We start from the raw sequence: 19537 nt of genomic DNA, 5'->3' as shown, positions 1-19537 counted from the left end.
GGTAAAAAGTTAACGGCTAAGAACTAATAACTAACGACTAAAAACATACAAATGAAAAGAATATTTGCTTTTATTACTTTATGCAGTTCGCTATGGGCGAGCGCACAACAGCCCACTGAAATCACCCTACTACCCAATGAACAATGGTGGGGTGGCTTTACGGGCGTAGGCAAAGAGATGCCTTACCAACCATCGGAGCGTATTTACAACTTGCGCACCGAGAATTTTAACAACCAATCAGTGCCCTTTCTGTACTCTAATCAAGGGCGTTATATCGCTTCGGAAGCTCCTTTTGCTTACCAATTTAAAGAAGGAAAGATACTTATCACTCCTTCACGGGCAGAGGTAAGTTGCCACACAGCAGGCTCTACCCTCAAAAGTGCCTATCAGGCAGTGAGTAAACAATATTTTCCACCTTCAGGGGTAATTCCCCCCGAAGTGTTCTTTACCAAACCGCAATACAACACTTGGATAGAACTCATTTACAATCAAAACGAAAAGGACGTTTTAGCCTACGCCAAAGCCATTCTGGACAACGGAATGCCAACGGGAGTAATAATGATTGATGACAACTGGCAAAAAGACTATGGCGTATGGCAATTCCGCGCCGATAAGTTCCCTACGCCTAAGGAAATGATAAACCAGCTCCACCAAATGGGCTTCAAAGTAATGGTATGGGTATGCCCATTTGTATCACCCGATAGCCAAGAGTACCGCTTTTTGCGCGACAAAGGCTATTTAGTGAAGAAAAAAGGAGCTGACACCCCTGCTATCCTCGATTGGTGGAATGGGCTCAGCGCTTGCTACGACCTCAGCAATCCCGAAGCCTTTGCCTACTTTGTGAATATGCTCAAAGACCTACAAAAAGAATACGGCATTGATGGATTTAAGTTTGATGCAGGTGACCCAGAGCGTTATTTGGCGGAAGATGTAGACGTTTTCGACCAAAAATCTTACGATACTGAACAGACCTATCTCTGGGGTAAATTAGGCTTAGAATTCCCTTACAACGAGTTCCGCGCTTGCTGGAAATTGGGCGGACAGGCTTTGGTACAGCGTTTGGGGGACAAGAGTTACTCTTGGGACGGTGTAGCCCGTTTAGTCCCCGATATGATAGCCGCAGGACTCAACGGTTATGCATTTGCTTGCCCTGATATGATAGGCGGAGGGGAATACGGCAGTTTCTTGAATGTAGACCCTACTAAGTTCAATCAGAAACTCATCGTGCGCTCTTGCCAAATACATTCGATGATGCCTATGATGCAATTCTCAGTAGCTCCTTGGCGCATTCTATCGAAAGAGAATTTGGCTATCTGTATCAAATACGCCAAATGGCACGAACAATTAGGCGACTATATCATAGCCGAAGCTAAAAAATCGGCACAAACAGGAGAACCTATTGTGCGCAGTATGGAGTATGCTTTTCCTCATCAGGGTTTCGCTAATTGCAAAGACCAATATATGCTGGGCGATAAGTATTTAGTAGCCCCTGTAATGACCGAAAGCGATATTCGCACGGTAAAACTCCCCAAAGGCACTTGGCAAGACGAACAAGGCAAAAAGTACAAAGGAGGCAAAGCATACACCCTAAAAGTACCTTTGGAGCGATTGCCTTATTTTGTGAAGATTAAGTAATAAATTATGCATTGTAAACTTAAAATCCTATGAAAAAATATCTTTTAACATTTTTTGTTTTACTAACCACCATAATCTCTTGCCAAAGCAAAGAAGATGACGTTAACAATGGAGGAGGTACACAGTCACCTACTACCAAAACCTCTACTACTACGTCTACTACCACCCCTATACCACCCGTTACGCCCCCAGCAGTTCCTCCTCTCAATCAGACAGTGAGATATGAAGGTACTAATGAGGTGTTTTTAAATCCTGAAAGAGGTTTTTTAACCCATCAAGACCAAGGGGAAGGCGATTGGACACTTAATGCAGATTGGGTGAGACAGAAGCGAAATCAGGAGGGGATAAGTCTTATTCTCACGATTTATTATATGAATAACTTTCGAGAGAAAGACATTCCGGAGTACTTTTTAAATAGGATTCGGAATAATATGCGAGTCATTCGCGAAGGAGGCTCTAAGGTGGTTTTACGCTTTGCTTATTCAAAAGACCAAGGTGATTATTACAATGGTAGAGGAGATACCTCGTGGTATTGGACGGAAAGACACCTTAACCAATTGGCACCAATAATTCGTGAAAATGCTGATATCATAGCTGTATGGGAAGCAGGTTTTGTGGGTGTTTGGGGCGAATGGTATTACACCAATCATTACGGCTTTGAACCCCAAGAAAACGCAGGAGCTTATGAAGCCCGCAGAAAGGTATTAGCAAAAGAATTGAGCATTTTACCTAAGGATAGAATGGTGTGTGTGCGCTACCCAATGGCAAAGATATTTACCCAAAACATCAATGTGCACACGAATCTTACAGAGGGAAATGCTTATAATGGCAGTGACTTATCACGCATTGGCTTCCATAACGATTGCTTTTTAGCCGATGCTCCTAATAAGGGTACTTATCCTAATGAAAACTACCGCAAGTATATGGAGCGGGAGACGCAGTATGTGGTGATGGGAGGAGAGACTTGCACCTCGCCTAATAGTTTTACAGAATGTAGCAATGCTTTAAGAGAAATGGCTTTGTATCATTGGAGTTATATTAATATGGACTTCCACGAGGGTACTATTAATAGTTGGAAAAACAGGTGTATGGACGATATGAAAAGAAAATTAGGCTATCGTTTTGCACTTAATTACAGTAAATTTACGGGCAACCCAGTGCCTGGAGGACGTTTGCAAATAGAGCTTGAACTCAAGAATGAGGGCTTTGCTTCGCCGTATAATCGTCGTGATGTGCAGATTGTTTTAGTGAGAAAAGGCACTTCGGAAAAACAAGTATTTAAACTCAATGACGACCCTCGTCGCTGGTTTGCAGGTAAGACTGTGAAAGTGAAAGCAGATATTACTTTACCTCAACATCTTTCCAAAGGGCTTTATGACATTTATTTGAATTTACCAGACCCTTACCAAAGTCTTGCTCATCGTCCGGAATACAGCATTCGTTTGGCTAACAAAGGCATATGGGAAGCTCAAACAGGTTATAACAAACTCAATACGATTACGATACAGTAAAGATTAGGATAATAGAAACAGAAGAAAAAGGTCAGCAAGAAGAGTTTTGCTGACCTTTTTTAATAATATAACGTGAGTTCGATGTAAGAAAAGTGTAGCTTACGCTACAGAAATCTTACAAATCTTAAAAAAATCAAACAAATAGGTAGCAAGCTGCCTGAAAGTCTTGCACGGATTACACGGATAGTCTTTCAATTGACAATTGTGATGTGCACGGATTGGCAACTTCGTTGCTGGATTTCACAGATTATAACACAAATACAATTGTAAATCAATATTGTACATATCGAACTGACGTTAACATAATACCAGAAATACTGATGGGTGATGGAAGGTCGGAAAATTCAAAAGGAAACGGAAGATTTCAGAAGAGGCTGGAATGCAATTTTGATGAAAAAAGGTTATTAGGAGGGTATGGTTAGCTTATAGAGAGCTTATAGGAAGCTTATACGAATCTTGGACGATTGGTATAGAAAGGGTATATAAGTAGTTGGTAATGAATAGTTAAAGATGGTGAGAAAACACTAATTTTGAGGGAAATAAAACGAAGGAAAAACAAAGTGAAGTAGTGGATAAAACAAGGTAAGAAAGATGATGTAGCTTTTTTTTGATTTTGTTTTTGACTCGCGTACTAATATAGACCCTAAATGTACTATTATAGTAGAATAAGATGGTATTATTTACAAAAAAGGCCTTTGGAATACCAAAGGCCTTTTTTGTTGTAACATTAAAAAACTTTATTATGATTCTAATGGAATAACAGAAACAAATGATTTGTTATCTCTCTTCTTTTCGAACTTAACGATACCATCGATTTTAGCGTGCAAAGTATGGTCTTTACCAATATACACATTCTCGCCAGCATTGTGTTGAGTTCCGCGTTGTCTAACAATAATGTTTCCTGCGATGGCAACTTGACCACCGAAAATTTTAACACCTAAGCGTTTAGAGTGAGATTCTCTACCGTTCTTAGAACTACCGACACCTTTTTTGTGAGCCATTTTTTCTTAGATTTTTAGGTTTAACAATTATTTTACGATACCACCGTTCAACTCGTCTTGCCATTTTTTAAGTTCGTCCCATTTGCCGTCAGCGGCTAATTGAGCTTGAGCTGCCCAAGTTTGAGGGTCTAAGTGTGCCAAGGTTGAACTTGTTTCTGATAGGATGGTTTTGATTTCTTCAACTGATTTCTTAGCTAATTTAGCAAAGGTGTCTACCCCTGCTGCTACTAAGGCTTCTGCTGCTTTAGGCCCAATACCTTCTATCTTTTTCAAATCATCAGCTTTTGCTGACTTAACAGGAGCTTTTTCTGTCTTAGGTTTTGCTTGGGTAGTTTTAGCACCACTTGCAACGATGTTCTCAATTACAATTTGAGTAAGAAACTGACGATGTCCGTTCTTAACTTTGTAACCTTTACGTCTTTTCTTTTTGAACACGAGCACTTTGTCGCCTTTCAAATGTTTCAAAACCTTTGCTTCAACAGAAGCTCCATTTATAGCTGGGGCGCCTACGGTGATGGTTCCGTTGTTATCTAAAAGGAGTACGTTATTAAACGCCACTTTCTCTCCTTCTTGATTAGGCAAACGGTGAACAAACACTTTTTGGTCTTTGCTAACTTTAAATTGTTGCCCTGCTATCTCTACAATTGCATACATAGCTTTGTTATTTAATAATGGTTTAAATCGGGCGCAAAAGTACGAATTATTTTTTACCTACCAAAATAAAAGAGAGAAAAAGTTTTAAAACCTTTTCTCTCTTTCTTATTTTATAGTGCCTATAAGGCTTGTATTAATAACTGTTTTCATCAATCTCTACTTTGCCCCAGAATACTTTGTAGGCGAAATAAGTGTAGAGAAGCAATAACGGCGCTCCTATCGCGGTAATAGTGAGCATAATCTCTAATGATTTCTGAGAAGCTGCTGCATTGTAAACCGTGATGCTATTGCCAGTTTCTAAAGTAGTTCTCAAGAAAGTAGGGTGCAAATTGAGCGCTGCTATCACCATAAAGAAAACAATAGTGAGAATAGTACCCACAAAAGCCTTTTTATAGTCTTTTTTCTTCATAAAGAAAGCTACGCTTAAGATGCTGAGGAGCAATAACGCAGGGAATACTTTCAGTGCAGTGCTATTAGCAATATTTTCAGCTAAATGAGGAGTGAGCATACTGTAAATTGCTACAGCTGTGAACACTACTAAGAAGCCGATGTATGCATAGTTGATGCGTTTCTCGATGCGGTGGTGCATATCACCGTGAGTTTTGATGAGCAAGTACAAACCTCCGTGTACCATAAAGAGTAACAAAGTCATTACCCCTACAAGTAATGCATAAGGGGTAAGGAAAGTAAAGAGTGCGCCTCCTTGGTATACGAAATTCTCGTCTAACGGAAGCCCTTGTAGTACATTGGCAATTACCACGCCTAAGAGCACAGGCAATACGATGCTGCACACGCTATACACAATATCCCAAGTATTGCGCCAACGGTCGCTGTCCTCTTTGCCTCGTACCTCAATAGATACAGCTCTAAAAATAATAAAGGTTAGGAAAAGCATAAAAGGCGTGTTCATAGCCGAAAACAATTCGGCATACATTAGTGGGAAACCAGCGAAAATACCTGCTCCCCCAATTACTAACCACGCTTCATTACCGTCCCATACTGGTCCGATAGCGTTTAGAGCTACACGGCGTTCTTTTTTCTTATCGAAGCACAAATGCCACGCCCCTGCTCCGAAGTCAAAGCCGTCTAAAATAGCATAGCCTGTAATCAAAAATCCTATAATGATGAACCACCACGTAGGGTAGTCGATTCCTAAAAATGTTTCCATATCTGTATAATGTTATGCTGTTTGTAATTGTTCTTGATTTTCTTGTTCATCTATACCGTGAACGATTTTCTTGTTCATCAAGTAGATGAATAGAGCGAAGAGGATAATATAAATAACAGTAAATAAGATAATCGCAAAGAGTATTTGGTTAGCCGATACCGATTTAGATAACGCATCGCTGGTGCGCAAGAGTTTGTACACTATCCAAGGCTGGCGACCCATTTCGGCTGCAAACCAACCTACTTGATTACCTATTTGTGGCAATAGTACGCTCCATACAAAAATGTGCAAGAGCCAACGTTTGTTGTATAATTTACCTCTCCACAATAAGAAAGAAGCATAGAGAGTGAGTGCGATGAGCAACATACCAATGGCTACCATTATATGATAGAATTGGAACACAGCATTCACTTGCCCTGGACGGTCTTCAAGCGGATATTGGTCAAGACCTGTTACAGGAGCATCAGCATCAAAATGCACCATATACGAAAGCCCCTTAGGAATACTCAACCCGTGAGTTTTCTCATTCTTTTTGTCTACCCAACCAATAATGTAAGCATCACCAGTCCCTGTCTTGAAGTGCCCTTCCATAGCAGCTAATTTCTCAGGCTGGTTTTTAGCTACACCATCAGCTGAGCTGTGTCCTGAAACCAATTGCAACAAGCACACAATGGTACCGATGATAAGGGTTACTTTAAAGGCTTTTTTAGAGATTTCTACGTGGCGACCTTTGAGTAAATACCAAGCGTGAACGCTCAATACCAAGAAAATACCAGCCAAGAACGCTCCTTGCCATACGTGCCATATACGGTCTACGCTTGAGGGGTTAAACACCATCGCCCAAAAGTCGGTGATTACGGCTTTAGCTTGCATACCTTCGCCTGCAATTACATAACCTGCGGGGGTTTGTTGCCAGCTGTTGGCAATCACAATCCAAATAGCGGAACACATAGAGCCTAAGAACACCCCAAGGGTAGCCAAGAAGTGCCATATAGGCTTTACTTTATTCCAACCGAAAAGTACAATACCAAGGCAGGTACTTTCAAGTGCGAAAGCAAAAACACCCTCAGCAGCCAAAGCACTACCGAAGATATCACCTACATAACGCGAATAGGTAGCCCAGTTGGTACCAAATTCAAATTCCATTACAATTCCTGTAGCGACTCCTAAGCCAAAGGTAAGTGAGAAGATGCGCGTCCAGAAGCGGGCGAGCGTGTCGTACTCTTTTTTACCAGTGCGTAGGTAGATACCTTTAAAAGCTACCATTAGTAATCCAAGCCCTATACTTAAAGGCGGATAGATGTAATGGAAAGCAATCGTCAGTGCGAACTGCACCCGTGCTAAAATTTCTGTCTCCATATGTCGAGTAATTTAATTAGTGAAATATTGCGACAAAAGTACACTATATGAGTAATATACCAAAAGAAAAGTAGAAAACGAGCATTAATTTATATCACATCTAAATAATATAGCTCTTTCTCTACTCTCATACCTAACTTATCGCTAGCTTTACCTCTGATGATTGGTATTATTGTTTTTTTTCGGTATTGTGATGTTATAAAAAATCAATGGATACTCAATACTCTGAATATCCATTGATGAACTTATAATTAGATATTATCGATTTTTACTTGTTCTTTTTAACTTTCCCTTTTATTTCTTTCACTCTGTCTTCTACAAAGCGCATTAGTTTATTGGTAATAGGGAAATTGAACACTTCTTTATCAGTAGTAACCCTTGTAGTGAGGTAAATACCCAAAGGCAGAAGTATCAAAGCAGGTATCCACGGTGCCAAGGCTGGGTTGATAGTGTTGTTCTCAGCTATATTTTTCATAAACATTCCTATAAAATAATAAGCTAAGAACAGTATCATTGCTATTACCAAAGGCATACCAATCCCTCCTTTGCGAATAAAAGCTCCTAAGGGTGCCGCTACGAAAAAGAGCACAAAACAAGCTACCGTGAGAGCAAACTTATCGCTGAGATTTAAAATGTGTAAGTTCATTAGCTTATAGCGATATTCAAGGTCGCTTTGGCGGAACTCAACATTGTCTAACTGAGCTTGGTTGGTATTGATAGCCATATCAAGTACCATTGATTTTTGTGTGTTGTTCAGCTTGTTAAAAAGCTCTCTCACCGAAGTAATCTCCTTAGCAGGTTTAGGCTTCTCTTGTTTTTTTACTTCGGAAGAAGGGGGTGTCGAAGGAGCTACTGAGAAACCTGTACGGCGAAACATATTATTGCCATAGTCAGTAATATTCTGCTTGAAATCGGTGCGGAGTGAGTCGATAGCGTAATTAAGCTGTCCTACATTCATCATACGATAGGTAGTGGCATCGGTTTTCTCGTTAAAATCTACATTGTTCAAATGCGAAAGATCAAGATTAATAACGTATTTTTTAAAGTACACTTTGGCAAAAGGTACTTTTTGTTGAGCTTCGTAAGTGTTGGTTTTAATATCCTCGTAATAAGTCCCGTCTTCCAAAATGAGCTGTAAGAAGTTGCTATTACTCTTAGAACTCTTGAGTTCTCCTCGCTTGGCATTGATTACAGTGCGATTTACTTTATCGGGAGTCTTTTTGTGAATGAGCACATTCTCTAAAAACTCGTCATTATCTCCTCTTTTTTTTCCTACTTTTATGCTTATATCTTCCCCTATGTTAGAGAATACTCCTTCGGCTATAGCCATAGCAGGCTTCACTTTGGCAATATTCGATCTAAGGGTATACACCTCCCGATAAGCCACTGGAATTACATTATTGGCTAAAAAGAAAGTGCCTAAACTCAGTAATGCCATCAGTATAATCAGCGGACGCATTACGCGCATTAGCGAAATACCTGAGGCTTTCATCGCAGCAAACTCATAGTTTTCAGCAAATGCCCCAAAGGTCATAATAGAGGCTATTACCACTGCCAAGGGCATAATGATAGGGATAAGTTGCGGAATAAAATAGATTAGAAACTTGAATATAATCCATAACTCTAAACCACGCCCCGCTAGCTCATCAATGTATGTAAAGATTGTGTGGAATACAAAGATAAGAACAAGTATAGAGAGTGCTCCTAAAAAGTTAGTAAGGAACTGAGTGATAATGTAGCGGTCTAATATCTTCATCTATAATTCACTGATAGTATAGCCGTCTTTTTTGTACTTCTCGCGGTCGAATTTAAAGATATTGTTCGAAATAGGCTGGTTTGTTTTAAAAGTATTCACTGTGATAGTGGTTTTAGTTCCGTTCTTTCCTATTTCAATAAGGTTGTAGATGTGTTTAGTTTGTATATCTATCCCCAACAGAATTTGCTTTACATCAGTATTAGCTTTCTGCGGTTTCAGCTCTACATATTGTATTTTGCGCCCGCGTACATTTTGCTGTATATCCCATTTGTACTTATAACCTTTCTTATAGAAGGTAAGCATTCTTGAAGGAGTAATGGCATTGTCGTCATTGGCGTTTTTCTCTATCGTTACTTCTTCATTCTCGGGTACTATGGTATAGGTCTTATGACCGTCGTATATTTTAGTAGCCCCCAGATAATTCAGCACATACTTGTTTTTGGCAATGGTTACATTACCTTTGGTTTCCTGATTGATATTCTCAGCAATATTATCGAGGTTATACTTAAAATCTATATAGATATTATTGTAAGCAACCATCTTGTTGTACACTTCGTCCAATAGCTTTTTTGCCTTGTCTACTTGCTGGCTATGTGCCTGAAATACGCCTAAAAATAAAGCAAAAGCTACAATAAATATTCTTCTCATTTCTAGTGTTTTTAATGATTTAGTCTCTGTCTAATAGCAATTATTGTTCCAAAGTTTTATTGCGATATATATTTTTTATTTCTCTGTCTTGGGTTCTATCACTTTTCCTCCCTTTTTAAATATCTTTTGCATCAAGTCTTTAAAGGTATTGAAATCTACCGAATAGGTCAGTCCTACCCCTTGGGCATACCCTATACGGTCGAGCATATACTGTTGCCATTCGTTCTCTCGGTTGAATATTTTAGCTGTGAGGCTACCGTCGGAGTTTAAGCGGAATTGTACCTCTACGTTACCCGCCACTGCCGTACGGCTCACTCCTCCCACAGGGATACCCACTTTGGCATTCACACTCGCCCAATCGGTGATTTGGGTAGAGACAGTAAAGCCCAAACGGTCGCTGTTGATGTCGGACGAACCGTCATTAATCCCCGCTTCGTACGATACTCCCAAGTTCAACTTGTTGTCTTCGTCCGAGAGCAATTGGTTAAACAAGCCTGCTGCCGTTTCAAAGAGGTTGTAAGCTACCAAACGGTTATCGGTATTCTTTTCGCTCATAAACGAACCCTGTGCCAAGAGCGAAAAGGCTTGCAACTGCTTGCGGTCTTGGTCTTCAAGCTTGTAGTTGAGTTCCGATACCAAACTCGGACTACTATCAGGAAAAGTAATGTCAAACAAGGTTTCGGGGCGCATCAATTCTCCTTCTAATTTAATGATTACCTGAGTGTTGATTTTCCGGTTATACTGGGTGCTTTCCAATAGCGTACTTGGGTTCGCACTCAGGTTATAAGCCGCTTTCAAGTCGCGCAAAGTAGCTCTTAGCGGGTCGCCACTCCAAGAAATAGACCCCCCTGGGAGCACCGTAAAACGCTTGTCGATGATGTTTTCGTACTTGAAATTATAAAAGCCCGAATAGGTGATAAAGTCCCCCCACATATTGAACTTACCGTTGGTATTAATTTCAATAAGGAGCGTACCTGCTCCACGCCCCACAAGGTTACTACCCGTTTTTCTATCCATCACAATTTCCACTTCGGCAGTAGGAAGGATATCAAGCTCAAAGTTCAGTTCTAACCCCTTGATAGACTCCAATTCTCGGTTAATTTTTACTTTTTTATCGCCCTTCTCTACAAAAGTGATAAACGAGTCATCGCCCACACTCTCACTATCGCTGAGCGGTATTTTGAAGGACGTACCCTCTTCGGTCTTTGCATTTACCTTAATCGCAATTTCGTCCAATGCTCCTTTAATACTCGCATTCCCTTTGATAAAGGCAGTCCCGTAGAACAGCGCATCATCAGTATAAGGGGTGTTGAGCACCATAAAGCGCTTGCCAAGAGTTTGCAATCTTAGGTCTAAAAACCAATCTAATAGTTTATTATGTCTAATCGAACCATTCAGTTTGGCTTGTGTTTTATAAGCGGTATCGGTCAGTAGCCAGTTGTCTATATCAAACGTTTTGTTGTTTACCTTTATCCGTGCACCTTCCTGAATATCAGTATTGAGTTTCAGATACGTAATCCCCACACCTGCTTTGTGCAAGGTGAGTTCGCCGTCCATCAGTGGGTCGGTTACGCTACCGTCTATCTTCACTTGCCCCGACATCGTGCCTCTAAGGTTGTAGAAGATTCCCTCCAAGAACGGATTAAAAGGCGAGAGCTCAAAGTCTCTAAAATAAGCCGTAAGGTCAAGCAAAGTACCCCGCTTCTTGTCTAAGTTAATTTTCCCTCTCGTAGCAAAGCCAAGAGCCCGCCCGTTAGAGAAAAACGCCCCTACATCAAACGACGACAAATCACTGTTACCAAAGATACCCACTTCCAAATCGCCATAGTCATAGCCATTCAGTTTAAAATAGCGTATAAAAAGGTCTGCCGAAGGGTAATATAAGTTCCCGCGTTGAGTGAGCGACACGTTACCATTGAGCGTTCCTGTGAGGTTGAGCCCTTTGATTTCCGGTACTATTTTGTCCATCGCTACGTTATGGGCAACTAAGTGCAGGTTCTTATAATCTTTGGTAGTGATGAGCCCACTGAGGTTCATATATTGGTTTTGGTGCGCCATCTTGAAGTTGCTCACCTTAATCGTATCGGCAGTGCGATTGAGCACAATCTTGTTGTACTCATTCATCGCATTCTCGCGGTTGATATACCACGCATTGCCTTTGAAGTTTATCAGTGATTTCTTAATCCCTATAATCGACTGTTGTTTCTTGTTCAAAGTATGGTAGAAATTCAGCTCATAAGTATCTCTGCCGGTATCGCCCCCTTTGAACTCAGTACGGAAGAAAAGCGTATCTTTGATAGTGGTATTAATCAGGTTAAAATCTTGAATGGCATACACCCCAAAATCGGCTTTCTTCACTTCAAAATAAGTATTGTACAGCGGGTTTTTATTGTCTATTTCAAGACTGATACTGTCTATCTGAGTGCCGTATGCATTCACGCTGGGCGACTTCATTTGGAACTTAAAACTCCCTTTATCGGCATCTATATTCCCGTTGATGAAAGTGTTTCTGCCTATCTTCACTTTGGGCACAAACACTTCTACTATCTTGTTGTAAATATCAAAATGGAAGTCTACGTACTGGTTTTTCTCTATCTTATACGGGTTGTATTGGGCATAGATACTTCCCACCGCATTTTGCATTACCTTTTTTAGCTCAGCTAACTTGAACTTTCCTCTTACATTCCCGCTCACAATATCAGGCGAATTAATCGTGATTTCTTTCACGCCATTGTTCAAGGTTGAAACGACCTCGAAGTCTTTAAAGGTAAAACTTCCTGCTGAATTGATGTAATTGGTGTGTTTAAATGATATTTTACCCACAATATCGTCCAACTGATTGCCCGAAATGTCTATCACTACCTTACCACATAACTGCGATATGCTGTCCATTTCCATAAAGTGTAAAGCGTGCAAATCGGCAATAGCAATATCCGCTTGAAAGTCAAATTTGTTGTTTCTCCCCGATAGGTCAGCAAGTCCGTTGAAGTTCATCGTAAGGTTCGGGTCTTTTGCGTCTATTTTGCCGTTAAACACCTGATTCCTAAACTCCCCATTAATGCCTATGCGCTGGTAGTTATAACCGTTGTAGCCCACCGAATGAACCGTGCCATTGGCGTAGAGTTGCATAGTTTTAAAGTTCAATCCCTGTCCGCGCACTGTCATATCGGCAGTGAGTGCGCCCATAGTCGGGTCGTCCAAAATCTTGCCCAAATGAAACTGATTCGTAGTGAGCGTACCTCTAAAAGCCGTTTTATCGGTATGGGTAAGGTCTTCCAAAGAGCCGTCAATATGTGCTTCGCCGTCATTGGTTTTCAGCAGTACATTGGCTTGTAGCGAAGTAGTTCTGTAAGCAAAATCACCTTCTACTGAAAACATTCCTAACCTTTGTAGTTCCCCTGGAATATTTTCACCCAAATCCTTAGGCATTAAGTAAGCCAAATCGTTATAAATACTCTCGGCATATACACCTTTGCCTATCACGGCTATATTAGCGTGTTTTGCTAATAGGTTTTGGAAAGTTAAATCTCCCTCAATAAGCGTGTTCTGATAAGATATTTTTCCCTGCGGAATAGTGAAGTTGTTGAGCGTTCCTTTCATCGTTACGCCCTCTAACACAATGTTTCTACCTCCGTTGAAGCCATTGTAAAAAGCGTTCAAATCGGTAGTGTTTACCGTAGCTTTGGGCAGATTAACGTCAAAGACTACCTTGTTCACAAAATCGCCAAAACTGCCGTTGTGAGAGAACATCGTTATAGTACCCTGAATGTCCGTCAATGCCGTTTGCAGTCGCAAATCCTTGGCTTGCATCAAGCTATCGGTATAGCTGAACTGTGTATTTAGGTGGGTAACATTCAGTTTGTCATCAAAGCGGAAGTTCCCTTCTTGCATCTCAAAAAACACTTTGCTACCCAAGATTTTAAAGTCGTTTAGCTTAGTGTTCAGATGGTCTACTTTCAAGATAGAAGGATTGGCGTTATTCTCGTCCGAAATACGGCAATAGCTATCTTTTAGCTTGATGCTTTTTGCCTTCATCACAAACTTGCCCGTGCTGGGTTCTCCCGAATCGAATTTGTTTACAAACACGTCCAGGTTAGACAAAGTATCACCCTTATGGGTTTTCATATTGAAAATGAGACTATCACCCTTTATGTGTCCAAAGTACAAATTACCGTCAAACAGCTGTTTAAAGTCTAAAATAGAAGTCGTGAGTTTCTTTGCCGAAATAAGCGTATCTTGCTTGTGGTCGCGAATAAGCACTCGTTTGATATCCACATCCCCGTTGATTTTCAGATGTATGCGCTCTATATTTAGGTCGATATCAAAATCTTCATTCAGGTAGTTCACCACCTTTTTAGCAATGAAGGTTTGGGTGGCGGGTAAGGTCAAAAGCAGAGCCGTAACCCCAAGTAACACAAGGGTTATAAGGAAGAAACGGACAAGTATTTTTCGTAATCTTTTGATAGAATGAGTTCTTTACTGCTGACTTAGCGTGCAAAGATACGAATAAAATTGAAAAGCAAAAAAAGATATACTGAAAAAATACCCAAACACACTAAAATAGCTTCTTTTCTCCTTCATCTTACCCCCGCTTTATCTTCATCGTGCCTTCGCTTTATCTTCATTGTACCTTCGCTTTATCTTCATTGTACCTTCACTTTCTCTTCATTGTGCCTCCGCTTTATCCTTATTGTACTTTTACCTTATCTTCATTGCGCCTTCGTTCATTCATCACCTGTCCGTATGACTCGCATCGTCTTACCACCACCGCAATCTCCTTTTGAAGAAAGTCCACATTTGTCATTCGTCACTCGTCATTCGTCATTTCTCCCCCTTTCCCGTCACTACACTCCCCCTTTGGAGAAGGCTAGGGGGAGGTTTCTTTCGCTTCCTGTCACCAAATTCCCCCTCATTGAGGTAGCCAGCGACAGCTGGGTATGTGAGAAGGGGGAGGTTTCTTTCGCTTCCCCGTCACTACACACCCCCTCTCCTTGGGAGAGGGACGGGGTGAGGATTCTCTTTCTTTCGCCTCGAAACCCCATTTTTAACATTTTTAGCGTTGTTGTATTATATTATGAATCAACTTTTTATATACCCTTTCTATACCAATCGTCCAAGATTCGTATAAGCTTCCTATAAGCTCTCTATAAGCTACCCCCACCCTCCTAATAGCCTTTTTTCACCAAAAATCTTCTCAGCTCTCTTCCGTTCTCCTCCGATATCTTTCGTCTCCTCCTAACCACCCCAATACATCGCTTTTTTATCTCAAACTTTGGCAAAGTTTTAAACTTTGCCAAAGTTGAATAAACTAACAATCCCTATTTTCTCATTTCCAAATTTCCTAATTTTCTCATTTCCTAATTTCTGGTATTATCAACATCAAATTGGTACAATTATTGCGTTATGGTGTGGCTGAAAAATACTGCCATCAACCATCACAAAGGCTATTACGCTACTTCTTATGGGTATTGTGGAAATTATTCAAACGTGTTAAATAAATGTTAAAGTGTCACCTTTCTGATACAACGTAAAAAAAATATACTACCTTTGCACCCGCAATGAATTCTTATTTAACAATTAAAAAATGTTTCGAACAACAACACTATGAACAAAAAGTATTTTTTCTTATTCCTTATTTTTGTATTAAGCAGTTTTTTGTATTTCGTACACGCCCAAAATTCCCATCTTAGCAAAGAAAAACTATTAGCCTTAAAAAAAGTCGAACTTAACATTAAAGATTTGTATAACGAGCTAAACGCCGCCCAATACGACCTTAGCTTCGAAGTTTTTCGCTACGCTTATATAGGCTATCAATCTCTCAGAAAGCAACACCGCTTAAACGAAAAAGACCTCTTCTCTATTATTGATTTTACAAAAGATAGTAGCTCTAAGCGCTTTTATACCATCGACTTAGAGAAGATGAAAATAGTGTATTACACCTATGTAGCACACGGTAGAAATAGTGGAGAAATAAAGTCCTCCTCTTTTTCAGATGCAATGGAATCTAACAAAAGTAGTATAGGCTTTTACATTACAGGTGCCACTTACATCGGTAGTAAAGGATTTAGCCTAATGTTGTACGGCGATGAAAAAGGCTATAATAGTAACTTAGCCAAACGTGCAGTAGTTATCCACACTGCCAATTACGCCAATGAAAATTACATAGCTCGTACGGGGCGTATGGGCAGAAGTTTAGGTTGCCCTGTATTGCCCGAAAATATATATAAACAAGTCATTGAAACTATCAAAGAAAAAACAATGATTTTTGCTTATTACGACGATGCAAAATACCTCAGCTCCTCTAAATACTTAAATGTTTTAAAACTTATTGACGACGAATCCGTCTTCTAAATAAATTTTGATTATCCTTATCTGAATACTTAAAAAATAAAAAAGACTGCTACACAGCAGTCTTTTTTATTTTCCTTATATAGATGTCTTATACTTCTAACTGAAACACCTCTTGTACCCAACTGATACTTTCATCTACTGACGAGGTATCTTTCAAGTGGTTTACAAATTGTGTAGTTATCTTCTGAATGATGCGGTTACTTATCATTTCAGCTTGTTGCTCGTTAAAGTTTTCAATTTTCTTTCGCTGGAAGTCCATTTCAGCTTCTTTAAGGCTTTCAAGCTTCGCTTTTAACGCTTTGATAGTAGGCGCAAACTTGCGGTTGTCTAACCATTGGAAAAACTCTTCTTTTACCTCTTCTACAATCTCCAAAGCCTGTGGAATCGCTTCTTTTCTACGCTCTAAGGCTTCGTCTTTGCGCTTAGAAAGCTCGTCCATATGCAAAAGGGTTACATTGGGGAGTGTTGCCACTTGTTCCTCCACGTTCTTAGGAATAGAAAGGTCTAAAATGAGTATCGGTTGAGCTGGATTGATAAAATCTTTATACACCGTAGGAGTAGCAGCCCCTGTGGCAACTATGAGTACATCAGCTTTGCTAATTTCATTTCGTAACTCGTTAAAATCTTTAACGATTACATTAAACTTACCCGCTATTTGTTCTGCTTTCTCACGTGTGCGATTGATAAGAGTAATATGTTCGTTTTGAGTGTGCTTGATGAGGTTTTCGCACGTATTGCGACCTATCTTGCCTACACCAAAGAGAAGAATATTCTTTTGCGACACCTCAGGTATATTCTGCATAATATACTGCACCGCCGTAAACGATACTGAGGCTGCCCCTGAGGAAAGCGTCGTCTCGTTCTTGATACGCTTGCTGGCGTTAATAACAGAATTCATCAATCGTTCCAAAAAGGCTTTGGCGAGACCTTTGTCGCGCGAGAGATTAAAGGCTTGTTTTATCTGCCCTATAATCTCAAAGTCCCCAAGAATCTGGCTATCTAAACCTGTCCCTACTTCAAAAAGATGATGCACAGCCTCTTTGTTCTTTGTTACGTAACCCACTTTCTGAAAATCATCTACCGACCCATTAGAATTTTCACAGAGCAGTTGTATCAGCTGAAAAGGGTGTTCGGCATAACCATAGAGCTCCGTACGATTACAAGTAGAAATCACCAATAGCTCCTCAAAGCCTTCGCTTTTAGCTTGGGAGAGCAATTGGTCTTTGTTTTCAGGGGTAAGACTAAACATTCCACGCATCGTTGCATCAGCTTTTTGGTAGCTGAGTCCAATGCAGTAAAAGGTTTTGTTCTTAGATATAGTAGGTTGTGTCATAGTTTTTTAGTAATTGATACTATCAGTAGTTGTGTTTCGCAAGCGCAAAAATAATAAGTTCGCCGTAAATCACATAAGATACGACGAACTTTTATTCTAAAAAAACAAAATATGTAAACAATCTAAATAATTAGTCTTTTTATCATTTTGTCTATTTGTTAATTGCCACAGCGACTGAGAGGCAAAGTAGAGCACCTTAACAATCCCTCTTGTTTGGCAATCTCAGCATACGGTATTTCCTCTACGGTAAAACCTTGTGAGCGCAACCAGTTGTTCAAGCGTGTAAAATTCTTTTCAGAAACTACCACCTCTGGGCTGATAGAAAAGATGTTGCTAAACATATGGTACATTTCCTCTCGCTCTATATGAAAGAGATTCTCTTTGCCAAAGAGGTCTACCAAATACTGATAATCAGCTTCACAGCGGAAACCGCCTTTGTAGATAATTCCTTTGTCTTTACCAATCGGTTGGAAGCAACAGTCGAGGTGGAGGGCATTATCGCGCGCCTCAGTTTGTGATTTCACCAAATCAAACTCCTTTACCTTTTTCTGAGGAAAGAGCTTTTGGATAAAAGCCACCCCTGCTACATTAGTACGAGCTGTGATTTGCTGTTTATAATCTTCCCCTTTATAAGTCCCGATGAAAATATGGTCGTTCCAGGGCATTACATCGCCCCCTTCAATATGTACATCAGCAGGAGGGGTTATCACTTTTTTAGGGTCTATTTGTTTTACAATGTACTCAATAGCCTGAAATTCTTCTTGTCTATCGGGTAGTATATTAGCTTTGATAAAAGTATCTTCAATCACAAAACCGATATCGCGAGTGAATATCTGGTTGCAGTCAGTAATGATTTCAGGGCGATAAACGGTTACGCCGTATTTTTGGAGTACTGCACAAAAAGCGTCCATTTCAGCAACCATATCCTTTTCTATGGGGTAAGTACCCGCTTTGATATGCTCCGCCGATTTAGGGTCGTAGGCTTCTTCGAGCTTTGGCGTAGGACCATTGCTAGTAGCTGTGCCTAAAATCACAGTTTCTAACTGATCAGTTTCGTTTGTAATATGTAATTTTAGCATATTAATATTGTCTTGTTTTGGGCAAAGATACAAATAATTTGGTAATTAGCAAATTTATCAGTTCTCAATTGCTAATTGATAATTATTTTGTACTTTTGTCGCTCTAAATTCAATACAATGAACACCATACGCATAGGTACACGCGATAGTGAGTTGGCTCTCTGGCAAGCTAAAACGGTACAAAACCAATTAAAAACCTTAGGCTATCCCACTGAGATAGTAAGCACTAAATCTCACGGAGATATAGAGCTAAGCAAACCACTCTACGAAATGGGGGTTACCGGTATCTTTACCAAAGCGCTGGATATTGCCTTGCTCAATGGCGAAATAGATATTGCCGTACATAGTATGAAGGACGTACCCACGGCTTTACCTGAAGGAATTGTGGTAGGGGCGGTGCTCAAGCGCGGGAATCCTCACGATGTATTAGTATACAAGGGTGACCTTTCGTTTTTGGAAGCTGAAATAGCAACTATAGCCACCAGCAGTTTGCGACGCAAGGCACAATGGTTACACCGCTACCCGCATCATAATATAGAGAATTTAAGGGGAAATGTAAATACCCGCTTGCAAAAACTCACCGATAACCCTTGGAATGGGGCTATCTTTGCTGCTGCGGGCTTGGAACGCATTAATAAATTACCTGAAAAACACTTGGTGCTGGATTGGATGCTACCTGCACCTGCGCAAGGAGCTATCGTATTGGTGGTGCGCGAGGATAACGTAGCCTTGCAGAAAAAACTACTCCCTCTCCACGACGATTATACTTATATAGCTACTCAATTAGAACGCGATTTTCTTCGCGCTTTGGAAGGTGGCTGTACAGCACCTATTGGAGCTTTTGCTGAGTTTAAAGATGATAAACTCTACTTCAAAGGAGGTTTGTGGAGCGAAGATGGCAAAGAGTCTTCGGTAATAGACGAAGTACTCACTCAAATAGATGAATATACGGGAGAAAAACTTGCTACAATGATAAGAAGTTAACGATTAATGGTTAAAAAAAAGCGCAACACTTGGTTACAAGTGTTGCGCTTTTTTATTG

Annotated in this window: 13 protein-coding genes; 4 read left to right on the top strand and 9 right to left on the bottom strand. The window is 40.3% G+C overall.

The window, feature by feature from the left end:
- The first annotated feature begins 51 nt into the window (after positions 1 to 51).
- Positions 52 to 1635 (top strand): glycoside hydrolase family 31 protein, encoded by a 1584-nt coding sequence (locus ACSQ7D_RS06215; protein ID WP_437135664.1) that lies wholly within the window; start codon positions 52 to 54, stop codon positions 1633 to 1635.
- Positions 1636 to 1664: 29 nt separating this feature from the next.
- Positions 1665 to 3146 carry a DUF4832 domain-containing protein gene (locus ACSQ7D_RS06210; protein ID WP_437135663.1) on the top strand — a complete coding sequence of 494 codons (1482 nt, stop codon included), beginning with the start codon at positions 1665 to 1667 and terminating at the stop codon, positions 3144 to 3146.
- Between the two features lie 740 nt (positions 3147 to 3886).
- Here the strand turns inward: ACSQ7D_RS06210 and rpmA are convergent.
- From rpmA to ACSQ7D_RS06175, 7 genes are all read right to left on the bottom strand, one after another.
- Entirely contained in the window at positions 3887 to 4147 is a 261-nt protein-coding gene (rpmA, locus tag ACSQ7D_RS06205; protein WP_002670844.1) for a 50S ribosomal protein L27, read from the bottom strand.
- A 27-nt stretch (positions 4148 to 4174) separates the two neighbouring features.
- Positions 4175 to 4801 (bottom strand): 50S ribosomal protein L21, encoded by a 627-nt coding sequence (rplU, locus tag ACSQ7D_RS06200; RefSeq protein WP_015782584.1) that lies wholly within the window; start codon positions 4799 to 4801, stop codon positions 4175 to 4177.
- Between the two features lie 133 nt (positions 4802 to 4934).
- The gene (gene cydB, locus ACSQ7D_RS06195; protein ID WP_437135662.1) at positions 4935 to 5969 is read right to left on the bottom strand and encodes a cytochrome d ubiquinol oxidase subunit II; all 1035 of its coding nucleotides are present in this window, start codon (positions 5967 to 5969) and stop codon (positions 4935 to 4937) included.
- Between the two features lie 12 nt (positions 5970 to 5981).
- Entirely contained in the window at positions 5982 to 7328 is a 1347-nt protein-coding gene (locus ACSQ7D_RS06190) for a cytochrome ubiquinol oxidase subunit I (RefSeq protein ID WP_437135661.1), read from the bottom strand.
- 268 nt (positions 7329 to 7596) lie between these two features.
- Positions 7597 to 9084, bottom strand: coding sequence for an LptF/LptG family permease (locus tag ACSQ7D_RS06185; RefSeq protein WP_437135660.1), 1488 nt, complete (start codon positions 9082 to 9084; stop codon positions 7597 to 7599).
- A complete protein-coding gene (locus tag ACSQ7D_RS06180; RefSeq protein ID WP_178958430.1) occupies positions 9085 to 9732 on the bottom strand; it encodes a LolA family protein in 648 nt (215 codons plus the stop codon).
- A gap of 75 nt (positions 9733 to 9807) precedes the next feature.
- Entirely contained in the window at positions 9808 to 14148 is a 4341-nt protein-coding gene (locus ACSQ7D_RS06175; protein WP_437135659.1) for a translocation/assembly module TamB domain-containing protein, read from the bottom strand.
- A gap of 1188 nt (positions 14149 to 15336) precedes the next feature.
- Here ACSQ7D_RS06175 and ACSQ7D_RS06170 point away from each other — a divergent pair.
- A complete protein-coding gene (locus tag ACSQ7D_RS06170; RefSeq protein ID WP_437135658.1) occupies positions 15337 to 16083 on the top strand; it encodes a murein L,D-transpeptidase catalytic domain family protein in 747 nt (248 codons plus the stop codon).
- Between the two features lie 88 nt (positions 16084 to 16171).
- On the opposite strand, the gene hemA is transcribed toward ACSQ7D_RS06170, so the two are convergent.
- Complete coding sequence (gene hemA, locus ACSQ7D_RS06165) at positions 16172 to 17416, bottom strand: glutamyl-tRNA reductase (protein ID WP_437135657.1); 1245 nt, start codon at positions 17414 to 17416, stop codon at positions 16172 to 16174.
- A gap of 158 nt (positions 17417 to 17574) precedes the next feature.
- Positions 17575 to 18495 (bottom strand): dimethylarginine dimethylaminohydrolase family protein, encoded by a 921-nt coding sequence (locus ACSQ7D_RS06160; protein ID WP_009421148.1) that lies wholly within the window; start codon positions 18493 to 18495, stop codon positions 17575 to 17577.
- 117 nt (positions 18496 to 18612) lie between these two features.
- Here ACSQ7D_RS06160 and hemC point away from each other — a divergent pair, with 117 nt between their 5' ends.
- Positions 18613 to 19479, top strand: a complete 867-nt coding sequence (hemC, locus tag ACSQ7D_RS06155; protein WP_437135656.1) for a hydroxymethylbilane synthase — start codon at positions 18613 to 18615, stop codon at positions 19477 to 19479.
- Positions 19480 to 19537 lie beyond the last annotated feature (58 nt).

Source organism: Capnocytophaga sp. G1920 (assembly GCF_051417515.1).
Note: the sequence above shows the minus strand (reverse complement) of the source record. Positions and strands in the feature narration are given on the sequence as shown.